This is a genomic window from bacterium, assembly GCA_021372615.1.
GTDB lineage: Bacteria > Armatimonadota > Zipacnadia > Zipacnadales > UBA11051 > JAJFUB01.
This window is the reverse complement of sequence record JAJFUB010000043.1, coordinates 1-18,757: the sequence shown is the minus strand read 5'-3', so window position 1 is coordinate 18,757 and position 18,757 is coordinate 1. Positions and strand designations below refer to the sequence as shown.

Annotated in this window: 8 protein-coding genes; 6 read left to right on the top strand and 2 right to left on the bottom strand. The window is 68.8% G+C overall.

Annotation, left to right across the window (positions count from 1 at the left end; all coding sequences use genetic code 11):
• Positions 1-88: 88 nt before the first annotated feature.
• From LLH23_07095 to LLH23_07080, 4 genes are all read left to right on the top strand, one after another.
• Complete coding sequence (locus LLH23_07095; protein MCE5238243.1) at positions 89-2,947, top strand: DUF5060 domain-containing protein; 2,859 nt, start codon at positions 89-91, stop codon at positions 2,945-2,947.
• A gap of 276 nt (positions 2,948-3,223) precedes the next feature.
• The gene (locus LLH23_07090) at positions 3,224-6,565 is read left to right on the top strand and encodes a hypothetical protein (protein MCE5238242.1); all 3,342 of its coding nucleotides are present in this window, start codon (positions 3,224-3,226) and stop codon (positions 6,563-6,565) included.
• Positions 6,535-6,792 (top strand): YfbM family protein, encoded by a 258-nt coding sequence (locus LLH23_07085; protein MCE5238241.1) that lies wholly within the window; start codon positions 6,535-6,537, stop codon positions 6,790-6,792. The genes LLH23_07090 and LLH23_07085 overlap by 31 nt, the downstream gene beginning before the upstream one ends.
• Positions 6,793-6,832: 40 nt before the next feature.
• Positions 6,833-7,648: a radical SAM protein gene (locus tag LLH23_07080; protein MCE5238240.1), complete on the top strand. Its 816-nt coding sequence runs from the start codon at positions 6,833-6,835 to the stop codon at positions 7,646-7,648.
• 36 nt (positions 7,649-7,684) lie between these two features.
• Here LLH23_07080 and LLH23_07075 read toward each other — a convergent pair whose 3' ends face one another.
• Entirely contained in the window at positions 7,685-11,710 is a 4,026-nt protein-coding gene (locus LLH23_07075; protein MCE5238239.1) for a DUF3395 domain-containing protein, read from the bottom strand.
• Positions 11,711-11,879: 169 nt separating this feature from the next.
• Here LLH23_07075 and LLH23_07070 point away from each other — a divergent pair, with 169 nt between their 5' ends.
• Positions 11,880-12,758 carry an acetylxylan esterase gene (locus tag LLH23_07070; GenBank protein ID MCE5238238.1) on the top strand — a complete coding sequence of 293 codons (879 nt, stop codon included), beginning with the start codon at positions 11,880-11,882 and terminating at the stop codon, positions 12,756-12,758.
• A 4-nt stretch (positions 12,759-12,762) separates the two neighbouring features.
• Here the strand turns inward: LLH23_07070 and LLH23_07065 are convergent, their stop codons facing one another.
• On the bottom strand, positions 12,763-17,682 hold the full coding sequence (locus LLH23_07065) for a PKD domain-containing protein (GenBank protein MCE5238237.1): 4,920 nt from the start codon (positions 17,680-17,682) through the stop codon (positions 12,763-12,765).
• A 194-nt stretch (positions 17,683-17,876) separates the two neighbouring features.
• Between LLH23_07065 and LLH23_07060 the strand changes: the two genes are divergently transcribed.
• Positions 17,877-18,757 (top strand): MFS transporter (locus LLH23_07060; protein ID MCE5238236.1); only part of this gene is annotated, 881 nt, incomplete at its 3' end.

Genomic DNA, 18,757 nt, shown 5'->3' with positions numbered 1-18,757 from the left:
GACTCACCCCCGCGCGCCCGGCGCACAGAGGAACCTCGCCATGGCTCCTCGAACCCTCCTGAAGCCCGATCCTGCCAGGAGGCCCATCATGCTCGCCCGGCTCGCCGCCCTGCTGCTCCTCGCACCAACACTCGCCTTCGCCCAGGGCTTCGTCGAGCAGGACGGCGCCTTCGTCTGGCAGAGAGACAACCGCGTCGTCCGCTTTGACAAGGGGCGCTGGTCGGCCGGTGTGCAGGGGGGGAAGACTCTCAGCTTCCACACCTTCATGTGGCACGACGCCTACCTGTACGAGACGCTGCAGGGCGGCAAGGTCGAGGCAGGGCCGACCCTCCAGGCCGATGGCAGCCTCACGATGAACGGCACCTTCTCAGCCCGCGAGAGCTCCGCCCCACTGCGCTACTGGCTGAAGGCGACACCCTCGGCCGAGGGCGTCACCGCGCACTTTGAGTTCGAGAAGTCGGCGGCGCTCAAGCTGACTAGCGGCGTGTGGCTGCATCTGTTCGCCGACCGCAAGACCTTCGACGGGACCGAACGCGTGTGGGCCGACCCCGCCGGGCACGGCAAGCTGAGCGCGCCCTCGCTGGGGGCCTCCGAGCGGCTGCTGGTCGAGTTGCAGGAGGGGCTGAGCCTCTGCCTGACGCCCGGCGGCTTCCATGAGGTCAACGTCGAGGGCAGCAAGGGGGCCTACGTAATGCGCATGAACCTCGTGAGCGGCGACTTCCCCGAGGGCCGGCGCGTGGCCGCCGACCTGGGCATCGGGTTCGCGGCCATGCCCGCGAGCTTCCCCGGCGAGATCAAGCCCCAGCAGCAGCCGCTGGCGATCCGCCAGGTCACGCCCAACCTGACGACCGTCCCGCGCTTCGAGAAGCTCGAACTGGCCGTGGACCTGGGCGCCACCTACGACAACCCCTTCGACCCCGACGACGTGGCCCTGGACGCCGACTTCACCGCCCCCTCGGGCAAGCGGATCACGGTGCCGGGCTTCTTCATGGTCCAGATGCGCCGCGAGATCCGCAACGGGAATGAGGTCATGGCCCCCGAGGGCAACGGCGTGTGGCGCGTGCGATTCGCACCCAATGAGGTGGGGAAGTGGACCTGGACGCTGCGCCTCAAGGACCGCACGGGCACGGTCAGCGGCGGCCAGGGCACGTGCCGCTGCGTGGCCGGCAAGAGCCAGGGCTTCCTGCGGGTCAGCAAGGCCGACCCACACTACCTGGCCTTCGACGACGGCAGCGGCTTCTTCGCCATCGGACACAACCTGCCCGGCTACCATGCCAGCCGGCAGCTTGCCGAGACCGCGATGCACAAGTTCGCCGCCGCCGGGGAGAACTACAACCGCTGGTGGCTCTACTCGTACAACCTGGGGATCGAGTGGACCGACAAGCTGGGGTGGTACAAGCAGGACGCCGCGGCGCGGATGGACCTGGCACTCGACTGGGGCAAGCAGCTCGGCCTGTACTACATGATGTGCCTGGACACCCACCAGGACTTTCGCGAGGGCGGCTGGGACCGCAACCCCTTCAACGTCAAGAACGGCGGCCCGTGCGAGAAGGCCGGGGAGTTCTTCACCAACGAACAGGCGCGGACGTACTACAAGAAGCGCCTGCGCTACCAGGTGGCGCGGTGGGGGTACAGCCCCAGCGTGCTGTGCTGGGAGTTCGGCAACGAGATCGAGGGCTGGGCCGACTCTACCGATGCCATCAAGCTACCCTGGACGCGCGAGATGAGCGACACCCTCAATGGGATGGACCCGTACCGCCATCTCATCACGACGAGCTTCTGGAGCCACACCGGCCCGCCGGAATACTGGGCCCTGCCCAACATTGACATCGTGCAGACCCACCTGTACACCAACAACGACGGCAACGTGGCCGAGCCGGTGCGCCAGATGAGCCTCAAGCAGTGGCAGGAGTTCGCCAAACCCCACATCTTTGGCGAGTTCGGCATCCGCAGCCACGCCAGCACCGTGGACAAGGACCCCAAGGGCTGGGGCCTCCACAATGCCCTGTGGGCGGGGCTCACGAGCTTCTGCGCCGGCGGACCGATGCCGTGGTGGCATGAGAACTACATTGACCCCCTCGACCTGTACTTCCACTTCACGGCCCTCGCGAACTTCAGCAAGGGCCTGCCGCTGGGCACGGCCCGTTGGGCGCCGCTGGAGGCCCTCGTAGAGTTCCAGGACAAGACCCGCCCGCCGGACACGCTCGATGCCACCGTCCTTCCCATAAGCCGCTGGGGCAAGCCCGAGGACGTGGACTTCACGCTGCAGGATGACGGCAACCTCGCCGACGGCAAGCGCCCCCAGCAGTTACTTCAGGGCCTCGGCCATCAGGACCTCAAGGCCCCCGTGGCCTTCCATGTCACCTTCCCCCAGGCCGGGCAGTTCGTCATGCACATCGGGCGCGTGTCGAACTCCGGGCTGGTGCGGGTGTGGCTGGATGGGCAGCAAGTCAAGGAACTCGACCTGCCCTGCGGCGAGGGGCTGGGGAAGTCCAGCGTCTGGCGCGAGCAGTGGAAGCTGTGGGAGACGACGTACGATCAGGACTACAGCTTCGACATCCCGGCCGGGCCGCATGAGATCAAGCTGGAGAACTTCGGCAAGGACTGGGTGTCGGTGGACCGCTACACCTTCACCGGCTGTCAGGTGCGGCGGACGCCGAACGTCATTGCCGCCGGCATGCAGGCGCCGGGCGTCGCGATCCTGTGGCTGCAGAACGGTACGAGCGACTGGTTCAACCACGGTCAGGGCCAGGTCCCGCCGGTGGACCCCGTGACGGTAACGCTCAGCGGTCTGCCGGACGGGCAGTACGCTGTTGAGTGGTGGGAGACGTGGAAGGGAAGCCTGAGCCGCACCGACAAGATGACCGTGCGGCAGGGCAAGCTCCTGCTGCGGCTGCCGGAGCTGAAGACCGACGTGGCGTTGAAGCTGAAGAAGGTGGGCAAGTAGCTGGAGGAACGGCAACGGCATCCTCACCCCTACCCCTCTCCCTCGCTACGCTCCGGAGAGGGGAGCTTCGTTCGGCCACTGTGTGTCTACTGAGACACCATCGTGACACCCGAGGATGTTCCCCCCTCTCCAGAGCCTTGCGGAGCAGGGCGCGAGAGAGGGACCGGGGGCGAGAACGCCGTTGACGTTGCCCTCTCCGGAGCGCAGCGAGGGAGAGGGGTAGGGGTGAGGACGCCGTTGCCGTCCGCCGTCCGACCCATACCAGGAGGTGCCGCCATGCGCTGTACTGTCTGCCTCGTTGCCGTGCTGCTCGCGACCTGCGTGTTCGCCCAGGCGTCCTTCGAGGATGACTTCTCGTCCTACCCACCCGACAGCGACGGCGCGCCGACCTGGGAGACCGAGGGCCTCGGCTGGACCGTCATGCCCGGCGGGAAGTTCACCGCCGAGATGAAGGGCCGGTCGGTGGCGCTGTGCACGAAGGCGGCGCGGGGCCGTCTGCAGGTCATCGAGGCCACGCTGACCGTCACGGCCTCGGTCGGCGACAACTGGAAGGTCGCCGGGCTCGTCATCCAGGACGATGAGCGCAACTACTGGCACCTGGCCCTCGTCGAGTCTCCCGACGCCCAGGGCGCGAAGCACTACATCGAGCTGCAGGAGTCCTACGAGGGCCAGTGGCTCGCCAGCGGCGCCACGAAAACGAAGCTGACCACCGTTGAGAGCCGTAGCTTCGAATGGGAGAAGAACCACCCGTACCGGCTGCGGCTGGAGATGGCTGCCGACACGATCTCCGGCGCCTTCAGCGAGCTGGACGGCACGCTGCGCGGGCGCATTGTGCTCAAGCTGGACAATCCCCTCGTGGTCAACACCGGCACCGCGGCCCTGGACTGTGGCGGCTTCCGCGCGGAGTTCAGCCGCTTCACGGTCAACGTGACGCAGACAGCCCCGCCCAGGCCGAAGCCCGTCGTGACCTACGCGCCCTGCGACGTGAAGGGCATGGCTGCCGTTCGTGACACCGCCACCGGGTTCTTCCACCTCAAGCAGCAGGATGGTCGCTGGTGGCTCATCACCCCCCGGGGTGAGGGCTTCTACGCCCTCGGCACCGACCACGCCAACTACAATGCCCACTGGTGTGAGAAGCTGGGCTACGCGCCGTATCACAAGAGCTGCGTGGCGAAGTACAACGACGATGAGGAGGCATGGGCTCGGTCCACGCGTGACCGGCTGCAGGCGTGGAACTTCAATGCCCTGGGCTGCGGCTGGTCCAAGGGCATGAAGGGCAAGGGGCTGCCACGGTGCGAGTTCGCCAGCTTCGGCAGCGGCTTTGCGGGGGTCGACGACATCGCCCCGAAGGTGCACTGGACGGGCTTCCCCAACGTGTTCTCCCCCAAGTGGCCGATCTACTGCGACAAGCGCGCGAAGTCCTACTGCGGGTCCTTCAAGGACGACCCGTGGGTCATCGGCACCTTCCTAGACAACGAGCTGGAATGGTACGGCAAGAACGGCAAGCCGTGGGGGCTGTTCGATGAGACGATGAAGAAGCCCGCCGGCCACACGGCGAAGGCCGCGGCCCTCGCCTTCTTGCAGGCGCGCTACCCGACCATCGCGGCTCTCAACGCCGCCTGGAAGACGCAGCTTCCGAGTTGGCAGGCCGTCAGTGAGAGCACGGCGCTGGACAGCAGCACCGAGCAGGCCGACCGGGACCGCCTCGACTTCATCCGCCTGATCGCGGACAAGTACTTCACCGTCACGAATGCGGCGATGAAGAAGTACGACCCCCACCACCTCAATCTGGGGTGCCGGTTCGCCGGGCGCATGCCCCCGGGCGTCATCGAGGTGTGCGGCCAGGTCTGCGACATCGTCACCGTCAACTACTACGGCCACGTAGACCTCGACCGCGGCCTCAGCACCGACATGCCCAAGATCTTCGCCGACTACGCGGCCCGCGGCCAGCGCCCCATGATGATCACCGAATGGAGCTTCCCGGCCTATGACAGCGGCCTGCCGTGCCAGCATGGCGCCGGGCAGCGCGTTGCGACCCAGGCCGAGAAGGCGCGTTGCTACGAGATCTACCAGACCGCGCTGATGAGCTTCCCCTTCATGGTGGGGTCGAACTACTTCATGTGGGTGGATGAGCCCGCCCTGGGCATCTCCAGCACCTTCCCCGAGGACAGCAACTACGGGCTGGTGGACGTGGACGACCGCCCGTGGCCGGAGCTGACGCAGACGGCGACGCGCGTGAACGCCCGCGTGTACGAGATCCACTCCGGCAAGACCCCCGAGGTCGCCGTCGCCATTGCGGACGACGGCCGGAGCCTCACGCTGAAGAACACCGGCGGAGCCAAGGCGGACTTCGCGCTGCACGTGTGGGTGGATGGGAAGGCGACGGTGACGCGGCAGAGCCTGGCCGCCGGGGCGAAAGCGAAGGTGACGGTGCCCAAGCCGACCGACGCGGGCGCGGGGCATCTGATCGCCGCCGTGGCCGATCCGGAAGGGACACTGGCCGAGACCGACCGCAGCGACAACCTGGCGACCCGCCTGGTCTCTGCAGCGGCGGCGAACGGCCGCTATGCCCCCGGGCAGCGTCCGCTCCCAATCGTGGTCAGCAACCCGTCGTCACAGCCCCTGCCGCAGGCCCGCGTCAACCAGATGCTGCCGGGCCTCACCGCGGGCCCCATCACGACCGCGAGCGGGGCAGCCGTCGTGTCCCAGGTTGACGTCGAGGGCAAGCAGGCGGAACTCACCTTCGAGGCCGGAGCCTTGCCCCCGTATGGCTGCCGCACGTTCATCCTGCACCCCGGCAAGGCCTCACCTCCGGCGGGGACAGCGGTCCAGACGCAGGTGACGGAGGGTGGCCTCGAAGCCACCAATGGCCTCCTCACGATCAAGCACGAGGCCGGCAGCAGCGATCTGCTGTCCAGCATCGCGGCGGGCGACCTGCTGCTCGGCCGCCTGGGGGCGCTGGTGCACCAGCAACTGAGCCAGCCGTTGTGGGTGGCGCCCGACAAGACCGAGCAGATCACCTGCCACAACGGCCCAGTGCGCTTCACGGCCGACCTCATCGTCGCGGCCACGGGGGGCGGCGCGGACACGAAGACCGCCGCCGGCCAGGACGGGACCTATGCCCCACAGCGTGCCCGCCCGCACCACTACCGCGCCTGCTACCGCCTCGCCCTGTACCCCGGCCAGCCCTGCTTCACGTCGCGCCTGCTGTGGATCGAGAACACCGACACCGAGCCGTGGCTGATGGCCAGCTACTTCCACTACGCCCACTCCAACATCGGGGGCGACCAGGCCAACGACATCGCGGCCACCAAGCTGCCGTCCGGGGTCGTGGCGTGGACCAACACGAAGCTCGACGGAGCGCTGGGCTGCCTCACCATCACCCCGGGCGACTTCCGCATGAACTTCTGGCGCGACCCCGGCGAGAAGGGCGGCCAGCACCCCGACGTGTGGCGGGAGCTGAACACGTCGCTGAAGCCCGGCGAGCGGTATGACGCCCCTCAGCCTGCGGCGACGTTCTTTGGCGCGAAGTCGCTCGTGGGGGTGCCCGACATCGCCGCCGCAGCCCGAGCGACGGGCCGGGCGCAATGCCAGGTAGTGGGAATGGGGACAAGATAGTCAGTCTGTCCGCGCGCCATTGGGCCGAAGCCCTCGCCGCGGTGACCGAGGCCCAGTTGCGGCAGCGGTTCGACCCCGGTACGATGACAGAGGAAAGCATCTACCCCTCGATCTGGGACGAAGGAGAGGAAGCGCTCGCGTACTTGCTGTCGTACTTCGGTACGCTCAAGGGGTTCGTGCAGCGAACTGCCGACCAGGGCAAGGGGCTGGTGGTGTGGCTGGCGTGACAGTCACTGCACGGGGCTGACCTGCAGAAAGCTGCATACCATGGGCCCCGCCATCCAGGAGATCACGTGCCGGTCCGCTCTGACGGGCTCGGGCGGACACTATACGCTCAACCCGTACGGCGGCTGCACGCACGCCTGCGTGTACTGCTACGCGACCTACCTGACACACTGGCGCGGGCAGACCGAGCCGTGGGGCAGTTGGGTGCAGGCTAAGACGAACATTGCGCGCGTGCTGGAGCGGGAGCTGACGCGCAAGCGCGCCCGGGAGGTCTTCCTGTCCACGGCGTGCGATGTCTACCAGCCCCTCGAGGCGCGCTACGGGCTGACGCGACAGTGCCTGTCTGTGCTCGCCCTGGCGGCGCAGCGCGAGGGCGAGCTAGCCGCGTTCGTGCTCACCAAGTCAGACCTCGTGCTGCGGGATGTGGACGTGTTGCAGGCGTTCCCCGCAGGCCAACTCAAGGTCGCCTTCTCGATCACGACGCCTCGCGACGAGATGGCAGCCCTGCTGGAGCCCGGCGCCGCCCCACCCTCCCGCCGGCTGGCCGCCGTCAGGTCCCTGCGCGCGGCGGGCATCGTGGCCGGGTTGTTCGTCTCCCCGGTGCTGCCGTACGTCACCGAGCGTGACCTGCCGGCCCTGCTTGACGGCGCGGAACAGGCGGGGGCGCAGTCTGTCAGCTTCGACATGCTGCGCCACCTGGACCGGCATGTGGGCCACCAGATGCGGGAGGCGTACCGTCAACTCGGCGAGGAGGCCCGCGTGCGACTGGAGCAAGCGCACGCGCCTGGCTATGAGACCGAGGTGCGCCAGCTCATCGCGGAGCACATGCGCGGGCGCCGCTTCGGCGTTGACACATGACCCCCCACGTCCCGTCCCAAGGCTGTGACCGCCCCGTCAGTCCCTGGGCAGGCTCAAGGTCACTGTCTGCCCGACGCGTAGCGTCACCGGCCCGATCAGCCCCGATTCCTGCAGCGCTCCGTCCTTGCCCCAGTGGTTCCACGCCGGGAAGGCGACCCTCCCGGTCGTGGGGCGAGGGATGTTGCCGTACACCCAGTCGGGCCACGCCTTGATCGGCCCGCCGGGACGGTACTCCGCCTCGGGCGGGAGCTGCTCGTCGCCGATCAGGCGGTTGACCCACAGGTTCGTCACCTGGATCTCCAGGCGGTTCGTGCCGGGCTGCGCTGCGGCCGTGATGTCCGCCCGGAACGGGCTGTGCCACAGGAGGCCCACGTCCTTGCCATTGACCGACACGCGTGCGATCTCGCGGACAATCCCCAAGTCCAACAGCAGGCGGCGCGAGGCGTCGGGGGCGGGCGCGGGCAGGTTGAACGTGCCCACGTAGGTGGCCGTCCCCGAAAAGTACTTCACGCCCGGGTCGTCACTCTCGGTCCATGGCGCCAGGCGCGAGAAGGTGACGCGCTCGGGCGCCCCGAGCCTGGGCGGGAAGCGCACTTCCCACGGGCCGGGCACGACCTGCGGCGCGGGCAGACCGGTGACCTCCGCCGACACGCGCTTGCCGCTCGCCGTCGCGCCGACATAGCGGCCGTTCTCCCAGGCCGTCAGCGCCAGCGCGCTGTCCGTCGCGACGGTGACGCGCGCGACGGGCGGGCCGGGGGGCTCATCCGGCAGGTCACGGCTGTCGGGCAACTCCAGCGTCTGGTTCTCGCCGATAGTGCGGCTGTGCGGCTTGCCGTCCACCGTGTACTCCACCCGCAACTGCTTGAAGATCATCGAGGCGGGGTCGCCCGCGAGCGCATTCCCGGCCACCACGGACAGCGTGCCGTCCTTCACCAGCGCCGCCAGCGCCTGCGTCACATCCACGGTGAGCTTCTGCGGCGGCGGACCGTCCGGGGGCAGCACGCCATACAGGGCGCTGCGGATCTCCAGCACGCCTGGTTGGGCGGCAGGCGTCTCCGGCAGACGCAGCGTCTCCCCTTCCCCCACGATCCTCCGCCCCGGCGCGCCGTTGTACGTGTAGTCCACCCGCATCTGCTTGACGACATTCTGCGCCGGGTCGCCGGCGAGCGAGTTGGTGGCGGCGACGGTCAGGCTGCCGTTCTTCACCAGGGCCCGCAGTTGCGCTGTCACGTCCACACAGTCGGGGATCTCCTGGCTCAACACGCCATAGGTGGCGCCGGTGATCTCGAGCTTGTGGGTCGGGCGGGGGCCAGCCTGTACGGCCTCGGCCTCGCGCGCCATGCTCACGAGCGTATCCCCCGGGCTGGCGGGCCGCCGGAAGACCACGAAGAGCGCCTCGGCCGGGTCGAGCTGCAACGTCACCTGTGTGCGCCCCGGCAGCTTGCGCCACAACGGGGCGGGCTCGGCCTGCCCCGTCTCCGGGCGCCATAGCTCGGGGACCATCCCCTCGACCCGGAACGTGGCCTGCACGACCTGCGGCCGGGCGCTCTGGCTGGAGACGAAGTACGCCTCGCTGCCGCCGATCCGCCGATGGATGTAGACCATGTCCTGCCCCGGCTCGAACTCCGCGTCGGGTGGCAGTTGCAACTCCGCGAGCAGCTTGTCCAGCGGCCGGCCCCAGATGATCCGCCCCGCGCCGTAGGCGTTCTCCGTCACTGCCTTGCCGTCACACTTGCCCCACAGTTCGTCGGCCAACGTGCGGACCGTCTCATCGGCCCGCGGAAACTCGCGCAGGCTGGGCGAGGCCGAGGGCTTCGGGCCGATGACGGTCGCCCCGGCCTTGACCAGCGCGGCCACTTTGCGCAGCAGCTCCGGCGTCATCGTCCGGCGTGGCGGCAGCACCAGCAGGCGATAGCTCATCCCGTCCGGCAGGACAATCCGCCCGTCGCGGACGCTCATGCGCGTGAGCACCACATCGGCGCTGCAGGTGTCGTAGTCATAGCCGACTGGCGGGGCGGGGGAGAGGCCGCCCCGACCCGGCGAGCCGTTGGGGGCGTTCTCGCCGACCAGATAGCACAGGTCGGCCGCGAACAGTCCGCTCTGCAGCACATACTGGCAGCGCGCCAGGTAGCGCATCCAGCCCACGGACTGCTCCCACCAGGTGTTCGTGCGGCTGAAGTGCGTGCCCCACGGGCCCATGGTCATGCCCGGGGCGAGGTCGCGCCACGGCTGCTGGGCGTAGCAGTGGAAGATGAAGCGGTTGACGCCGCCGCACTCCATCAGGTCGCCCAGCGACTTGACCTGCGCCGGGTGGTTCAGCCAGCGCCCGGCCTCGGCGGTGGCGGTGAACGACTCCGCCCCCACAACCTGCCGCCCATTGGTGTGCGCCGCCGAGGAGGCGAGCTTGGCGTTGGACACACCGCGGCCTTGGCCCACCCAGAACTCGCTCATGGGGATGTCGGCCTTGGCGCCGCAGGCGAGGTCGTCGAAGTTGCCGTTGCCGTACGGCTCGGCCCCCAGCTTCAGGCCGGACTTGTGGCACAGCTCGGCGAAGCGGCCGAAGTAGTTGTCGGTGTACAGGTCGCCGATGGTGCGCCTGTAGTCCCACAGGAAGCGCTCGGAGACGTCCACGCTGTCGACGACCCGGCCCGTCAGCACCGGCAGCAGCGGCGTGAGGTCGTACTGGCGCCGCGCCGAGAACTCCTCGCGCATCTTCGGCGTCCAGTTCTGGCAGTCCACCTCGTAGCTGTCAATCAGCGCCTGGTTGAGCGCCTTGCCCGCCAGCGGCCCGGCGTCGGCAATGACCAGGCCCATCATGCCGGCGAAGGCAGCGTCGGCGGCCTCGGCGCTGAGCTTGTCACACTCCAGGCCGGTGCCCTCCGGCGGCGCGGGGTGGTTGTCCTTGCCGGTGAGTGTGTAGCCGCAGCGGATGATCGTCCAGTCCCCCGCCGGCGGCTTCCAGTTGAGCGTTCCGTCGGGCTGCAGGCGGTCGGTCAGGTCTACGATGTCCTTACGGGCGATGACCGCGTCGGCCGGGGCGTCGCCGGTCGCCGGCTCTGCCGGGCCGCCCCGGGTGTAGCCCGCCTTGCCGCCGATGTCGCCCAGACGCGCCCCTGCCTCCAGGCGCAGCTCGGTGATGTTGAGACTGGCCGTGCGTCCTCCGCCCGAAGTCAACTGCAGGCGGAACTGCCGTGCCGTCGTGGACGCGAAGGAGGCCGTGATCGGCGGGCGCAGCAACGTCGTCTCGCCGATATGGACTTGGGTCACCTTGCGCCAGGCGGCGCCGTCGTCCGAGGCCAATAGCTCGACCCGCATCGGCGTCCGCCCGGCCGTGGCCTGCAGGACCAGCGACCGCACGGTGTAGGGGCGCGGGAAGACGAAGTCCACCGTGGCCGGACGCGCCTGGGTGGCGGACAGACTCGCCGCCGTGTCCCCGCGCCCATCCGCCAGCCGCGAGGCGTCCAGCCCGGCGATGCTGCAGGTGACCTGCGGCTTGAGGTCCGCCATTGCCTCGCGCTCGGCCGGCGGGGTGGGGAAGGCGAGCACGGCGATGTCGCGGTAGAAGCCCTTGCGGGTAGGCGGCTGGGGCAGTTGGAGGGGCCGGGTACCATCCGGCCCACCACGCGCCTGACTGCGCGTCCCGCCGATCCGCACCTCGGAGGTCACGACCATCTGCATGGCCTGCTCGGGCTTGATCCACGGGCCGCCGCTGCTCGACCAGCCGGCGCAGTTGTGCAGGCACACCTCCAGCCCGAGGCGGTCGGCCTCGCCGATGGCATGCTGGATCAGTTGGCGCCAGTCGTCGCTCAGGAAGCGCACCGGCCCCGGCGGCAGCCCGCAGCCCACGTTGAAGATCTCCACTCCGCCGATGCCCACCCGCTGCATGGCTTCCAGGTCGAGCGTGATCCCCTCGCGGGTGACGTTGCCGTCCACCCAGTGCCACCAGGTCTGGGGGCGGGCCGAGGGCGGGGGATTGGCGAAGCCCCGTTCGAGCTCGGCAGGCGACTGCGCGTGGAGCGCGGAGGCGGCGAACAGCAGCATGACGGCGAGCCAGCGGGCCATACGGTGTCACCCTCCATGTGATACGTTCCCATTCCCCCCGGCACGCGCCCAGCCCTCCGCTGCCGGGCGCAGGAATGGCCCGCCGGCGGGTCGAAAGGGCCTCTGTCGCTGCCGTACGCCGGTTGTGCCGGGCAGGCGCCATCCCGCAGTTGAGCTCGGGTGCAAGCACATGAGATCTGTCAGGACGCTTCTCTTCCTCGCTGCGGTGCTGCTGGCGGCGGGCGTCGCCGGGGCCCAACCGGCTCCCGATGTGCACCTGTATGACCGCGACGCGAGCCAGCCGCTCAACGCCGAGGTCAAGCCGTCTGAGGATACGGCTGACTGGACCGTGCTCCACGTGTTGTACGACAGCACGCGCGGGCAACGCGTGCCCGCGCTGCTCGGCCTCCCCAAGACCGGCGTGAAGCCCTACCCACTGCTCCTGCTGCAGCACGGGCTGGGCGGGGACAAGAACGTGGACTACGTGCGCCTGCCGGCGCTGGAGCTAGCGAAGAGGGGCTACGCAACGCTGCGCATGGACGCGCACTCGCACGGCGAACGCGCCGCCGCGGGCGCGCCGGGCGGCAACAACATGGTTGCGCTCGTCATCGGCATGATCCAGAACGGCGGCTGGGCGCAATCGGTCGTGGACATGCGCCGGGGCCTGGACTACTGCGCCAGCCGGGACGACCTGGACATGTCTCGCGTGGGCTACATGGGGGTGAGCATGGGAGCGATCATGGGGGGCGTGCTCTGCGGCGTGGACGACCGCGTGGACGCGGCGGTGCTGCTGCTCGGGGGCTCGCTGGGCGTCCTGCTGCCCGGATTCTTCGATGCCGTTGACCCGGCGCGCTACATCGCCGCCTTTGCGCCTCACCCACTGCTGATGCTCAACGGCAAGCAAGACCCGCTCATCACACCCGGGGCGGCCCAACGCCTCTTCGACGCGGCCGGCGAGCCGAAGCGCATCGTGTGGTACGAGACGACGCACACGCTGCCGCAGGACGAGGCCGTCAAGGAAGTGACGGCATTCATCGGCGAGCACGTACCGGCGACCAAGCCGCAGTAGGCGCCTACCGGCGCACCAACAGAATGGTATCCAGTCCCACGCCATCGCCGAGGTTCGTCAGGCGCAGACGATGCTCACCGGCCTCCAGCCGCACGGTCTGGCCGCCTCCGGCGGCGTAGTACACCCAGTTGTCCCCGCCGGTGCAGAAGCCTCCGGTCAGCGGCAGCGTCATCTCATCGAACGGCGCGCCGGGCGACTTGCCGTCAATGGTCAGCGCGCGGCGCGGCGCCTGGGGCGCCCCCGAGCAGTACCGTAGATAGATCACGTAGTCCCCGGTCGTCCTCACCGGCAGCTTCCACTCCAGCCAGTGCCCCCTGGTCGCGTCCCAGTAGCTGATCATGCGTCCGCTGTTGCCGATGCGGTCAAAGACCTGCACCTTGTCCCCGCCCTGGTCGGCGAAGTCCTCGGCCTCCAGCGCGATGACCTGCTCGGGCTTCGCGGTGGCGAGCTCCGCGGGCGGCAGGGAGACGCCAATCTCCGCGTCGGCCCGGTGACCGGCCTTGTCGGTGACAGTCACCCTGACCCTCTGGCGGCCCATGGCGGCGAAGGTGTGCCGGACGCTTTGGCCCTGCACCGTCTGCCCGTCACCGAAGTCCCAGACGTAGCTCACGGCGTCATCGTCCAGGTCCGTGACCTGCGCGCGGTACTCCGCGCTGAGGACCCCCGGCAGCAACGCCCGAGGGCCCTCAATGGACACTAAAGGGACGGAGGGGTCCATCAACTCCCCCCAGCCCAGCGACAGCCACGGCTGCCCGCCAAGCTTCGCCACGATCTGCCCGGGGCCGCTGACCGTCACGCTGGCGACGCCGCCGGTCGTTGCCGGCTTGCCGATGGTGGGCTTGCCCTGCCTGGCTGTGAGCGCGGCCGTAGCGCCCCCATGATAGCGCAGCAGGGAGGGCATCTTGCCCACCTGCAGCACGACGCCCTGGCTTGCGTCCACGACCCAGTACCGCAGTGTCGTGTCCATCTGCCAGGCCGTCGGCACGGCGGCGACCGTGAGGGTGTAGTAGCCCGGTGGGGCATTCTCCAACGCCAGCAGGCCGTCGTCGTCGGCTTGCAGTGTCTTGCCATCGGGCGTGGCGAGGGTAGCCAGGCTGCTCCACTGCACCGGCTTCTGCCCGGTCAGGCTGATGTTGAAGCTCTGGGCCTTGTCACTGCGCAGGACGATCCGCACGGCGGGCCGGCTGGCCACCGACCCCTGGGTCGGCGCGAACCACAGCCCCTCGCGCCGCAGCAGGTCCATGTTGTTGATGATGCGCGGCGTCCAGCGCAGATGGGCGATGGAGCCGATGCCGTCGCGGAACGCCGCGGCCATCGCCCGCATGGCGATCTCCCCATACTGCGGATCGCCACCCAGCCGGTAGGCGAAGAAGAGCACCTCGGCCGTCATGTCGTTGTTGGCGGTGTAGCCCTTCATGTTGGGGCACGAGGTGTAGCGGAAGCCGTCACACTCGGGCACCCACATCTCCTTGACCGCCATGGTGGCGCCCCCCTTGACCGCCTCGGCCACGCGCGGGTCGGGGAGGTCGCCGTAGTACACCTCCAGCCCGTTCGCCAGCACCCCGAGCATGAAGTTGGCCTCGCCCCGGTGGCGCGGCATGTCCAGGCAGTGTCCCGGCACCATCTGTCGGTGCCAGCCCACGGACGTGCCCGGCTTGTCGCCCGGCGTCACGCGCTCCAGCGTGCGCTGCACGATGATCCGCGCGGCGTTCAAGTAGTACGGGTCGTTCGTGGCGTGGTAGGCGGCCATCGTCAGCAGCAGGTGCCAGCCGTTGTCGCGGCAGTTGCCGTAGTCGTAGTTGTTCAGGTACGCCCCGCCATAGTGGTCGGCCACCAAGGCCGCGTTCTCGGAGGCGGTCACGTCGCCGCTGAGTGCGAACCAATCGCAGAAGCCTTCGGTCCAGGTATGGCTGGGTGAGAACCCCCCGCCCGAGATGCCCAGCCCGCCGAAGGGGTCCTTGGTGTAGTAGCCGCCGGTGTGGCCCATCGCGTGGATCCACTCCCCGCCCAGGCGCGGGCCATAGTGGCACGTGTCCACGTCAATCGCGTGACGGGCCGCCTTCTCGCCCAGGAAGTACCACTTGCGGTCGCCCGTGCGGATGTACTGCATCAGGAAGGCATGGTGGTGGTCGTACTCCCCGTTGGCCCAGTTGATCCTGCGCTCGCCGAACTGGTCGCCGAAGTTGAGCATCCCGAAGTTGCGCGAGGTATCCCGGTTGGTCGTGTACGCGCGGTGCACATTCTCGCAGATGCGCTCATACTCCGCCGAGCGGCCGGCCGTCGCGGGCAGGATGTCCCCGAAGACCTGCGTGCCGCAGTAGCGCTCCGGCGTACACGTGGCGATGAGCGGCTCCTGGAAGGCCGTCAACTCATCACGCAGCTCCTTGGCCACGCCCCCGGAGTGCGGGGCGATGAGCAGCTCATGCTGCTTCTGCACGCCCTGCCGCACCGTGTACTGCCCGTTGCGCAGGTAGTAGTACAGCTTCACCTCGTCCATCATGTCGCGCTGGTCGTAGGTGCCGGACACGAACTCGGGGCAAAGCCGCGCCTCGATCCGGTTCTCGAAGACCTCGAAGCCCTTGGGGTACTGCTGCCAGAAGTCGCGTACGGCAACCGTCAGCCCGGTCTTCGCGCCACTGACATCCACCCAACCGTCGGCTCGTCGGGTGGTCGGGCTGCCCCCGCCCTCGCCGTTGACGCTGCAGACGCCATCATCTATCTGCCGCACACTCAGATGCTTCGTCCCTGCCCGAACCTGCCCGTCCACGGATGTCGTCCACTTTCCGTCCGGCCCGACCGGCAGGCTCAGCGTCAGCCCCTTGAAGCCGGTCATGTCGCTGGCCTCGTCGTTGCCGAACGTGTAGTAGACCCGGAACGCGGTCTGCTCATTGGCGAAGACGTAGCGGATGATGTAGGCCATGAACGGCTTGCCCGCGGCATCCTGATGATGCCCGACGACCTTGACGATCGTCCGGATCGGTCCCTCTTCCTCGATCTCGATCCGCTCCGGCGCGTGCAGCGTGTCGAACGGGTTGCCGGACGCGTCCTTCATCGTCGCCCAGGGCAGTTGCGTCGCCGTCTCCCGGCCACTGTCGGTGTCGAAGCTGACCGCCGTCGGCAGCGCCGACTTGCCCGCATCGAAGGACACGCGGAGGCGGCCGGTGTTGACCGTGAGTTGCTTCCCCTCCTGCTTCAGCTCCAGGCCGCTGCCGAACGCCTGGCGCTGGACCTGCGACCCGTACTCCAGTTGATCGGTCACGATCTGCTTCGGCCCGGCGCTCTCCAGGAACGTCACCAGCAGCCACTTGATGCTGCCATCGAGCCAATACGCGGTGGGCTTCACTTGCACGGGCTTCTCCGTGCCGTCGCCGGCCAGTAGGCGCACCTGTGTGGGATCGCCCAGCTCGCCCTGTGCAAACGGCACACCCGTCGAGATGCAGGCATCGTTGACCGGGAAGTCGTACGGGTTCTCGATCCGCAGTGGCGTGCGCTCGCGCTTGGCTGTGCCGACGAGTGGCCTGGGGAGTTGGAAGGTAAAGCTCTGGTCCGGGCTCTGCACGGGTGTCCCGTCAGGCTTCGGGGCGAGGATGCGGAAGCCGTACTTCGTGCCTGGCCGGAGGCCGGAGAGGAAGACACGATGGTTGGCCACGGGGACGGGTTCCGTAGTGGCGCGATTCATCGCGCCCTCCGCCGTCGCGCCCTCCCCGGGCGCAGTGAATTGCGCCCCTACGGGCCAATACTCGACCTTGCACGCCGCCGGCCAGGTGGTGATCCACGTCAGGCGCATCACGTCCTGTCCCTCGACGCGGGTGAGGCCGCTCTCGATCTGCTGGATCTCGAACTTGCGCCCACGGATCGGCGGCTGCTGGGCCAGCAGCATGACATCCTCGGTGATGTGTGGTCCTACGCTGCCGACCTTGACCGTCAGCTTCTCCCCGCCCTTGAAGGCGACTGGCTTGTCCAGGAAGTGGATGCGCTGGCGGCGGTCATCTTCGGCCGCGACGAAGTGCCCGAGTGGTTGGCCGTCGAGCAACACCTGGTATGTCTCCGCCCCGGCGCTGTCGTAGGCCACGACCGCCGGGAAGAACGTTCCGGCCTTCGGCACCGTCACGGTGAGACTGCCATTGGCGCCGGTCACGGCCCACCAGCGGTACTCGGTATCGTGGTAGCGCATGTTCTTCAGCTCTGCGTCGGGGGTGCGGAGGCACACGTTCGCCGGGTCGGCCTGCAGCTTCCAGATCAGGTCCAGGCCCTCGGTCGTCAGGAAGTGCTCATCGGAGGCGATCTGATCTATCGTGAGGATCACCTTCTTGTCGCTATCGGCCGGGCCGGTCGCGTTCACCCAGGCGGTACTGTCGGCCCCGGTGTGTGGCTCGCGGTACTCGGACAGGACGGTGTAGCGGAAAACCGACTTGCCATGCTCCTGCTTGATCGGGCAGTCCACGCACATGTAGAGCACACCGGCGTGCAGGGCCACGCGCGCATTGCTGCCCACGGCGGGGCCGCCATCGGGTGCGAAGGCCGTCACGCCCCCGAGACCCTCGTTGTGCGAGAACATGTACTCGCAGCCCATCCCGGTGCGGCCCGTCTGGGGGTTGTTGTCAGCGTCGAGGTACAGAATGAGCGTGGAGTTGGCGAACGAGTAAGGCTTCTGGAAGTGGATGGCCCACAGCCACCGGTGCTGGCCCGCGTTGCCGAACTGGACCTGCGCGAACTGCATGGCCCCCTTGTCACTGACCGGGCGGGTGAACGTGCCCACCGCCTGCAGCGGCTCGGCGAACTGGGGGTCGGTAGCCAACTGCTCCTCGACCGCGTCGGGCAGGCCGTCTCGGTCGGTGTCCTGCTGCGCCCGGGCGGCGCCGGGCATGAGCACGAGCAGGCTGAGCAACGCGACGGCGGGGAACTGGCCGAGAGAGGATCTCATGTCATTGCTCCACGTGGGGCGTGAATCGCGCGGCCATGCGAGTCCTTCGCGTCGCGAGGGGCGTTGACCTTGCCGCGCCGCACTACGCCCGGCCTGGTTCCAGGGCAGCCTGAGCGCCCCCTGAGGCCCTTTGGCCCTGTACCCGAGCGGCCATTTCTGCTATCGTGCAGGCTGTCGGCCAAGGGAGGTCACCGTTGACCACACGACTGCACTACGGCTGGGTTCTGCTGGGGGTGGCGACGCTCGCCGTCGTCAGCGCCATGGGGGTGGCGCGCCAGGGCTACGGCATCATCCTCCCGGCCATGCAGACCGGGCTGGGGATGAACAACACCCAGGCCGGGCTGCTGGCGACGGCCAACCTGACCACCTACCTGGTGCTGGCCTTAGTCGGCGGCGCGTTGGCTTCCCACCTGGGCCCGCGGGTCGTCATCACCTCCGGCCTGTTCCTGGTGGCAGTGGGGCTGCTGGCCACCGGGCACGCCCAGAGCTTCGCCGCGGCGGCCCTGTGGCGGGCCGTCACCGGCGTGGGCACCGGGGCGACCAACGTGCCGGCGATGGGGCTGCTCTCCGCCTGGTTCGCGCCCAGCCGCCGCGGCCTGGGCACGGGCATCGCCGTCACCGGCTCCTCGATCGGGCTCATCCTGGTCGGGCCCACGGTCCCCCTGGTCCTGGCCGCCTACCCCGGCGTGGGCTGGCGCCTGTGCTGGTATGGCTTCGGCGCCTTCGCGTTCGTGGTAGCCGTGCTGGCGGTCTTGCTGCTGCGCAACAGCCCGGGCCCGATGGGTCTGCGCCCGATTGGCGACACCGGGGCGGTCGCCGCGCCCCCGACAGCGTCTCCCTCCGCCGCGCCGCCGGCACCGGGCCCCACCTGGCGCACCGTCTATGCTTCCGGCGCCGTCTGGCACCTCGGCTTCGTCTACATCGCCTACGGCTTCTCGTACATCATCTACGTCACGTTCTTCGTGAAGGGCCTGATGGCCGAGGGTGGGTACACCCAGGTGGGAGCGGGGCGCCTGTTCATGGTCATGGGGTGGGCCAGCCTGCTGTGCGGGCTGATCTGGGGCTGGGTCTCCGA